The organism is Bradyrhizobium sp. CCH5-F6, assembly GCF_001556045.1.
GTDB lineage: Bacteria > Pseudomonadota > Alphaproteobacteria > Rhizobiales > Xanthobacteraceae > Bradyrhizobium.
Genome location: NZ_LSIC01000100.1, coordinates 1 through 304, shown reverse-complemented (window position 1 = coordinate 304; position 304 = coordinate 1). Strand labels below are relative to the sequence as shown.

The window sequence follows — 304 nt, the reverse complement described above, 5'->3', positions numbered from 1 at the left end:
GACCGAGACCACTGGCCACCCCGACGACAAGTGGGGTTGGGCGGTTCAGCTCGCTTTGTCGATCAAGAACATCCCGACCGGCGCGGGTGACACGATCAACATCCAGGGCGTCTACACGGACGGCGCGACCCGCTACAACTTCCAGAACCTGGCGGGCAGCTCCTACCAGATGTACGGCAGCTCGGGCATTGCCTACCAGAGCGTCGGCTTCGCCAATGCTCCGGACACGGTGTTCATCACCGGCGGCTCGCAGGAAACCGTCAAGACCTGGGGCTTCCGTGGTGCTTACACCCACAACTGGGAT

At 62.8% G+C, this 304-nt stretch carries 1 protein-coding gene; it reads left to right on the top strand.

Going from position 1 to position 304, the window contains the following annotated elements; translation table 11 throughout:
• Positions 1–304 (top strand): porin (locus AX729_RS17960; RefSeq protein ID WP_197433618.1); only part of this gene is annotated, 304 nt, incomplete at both ends.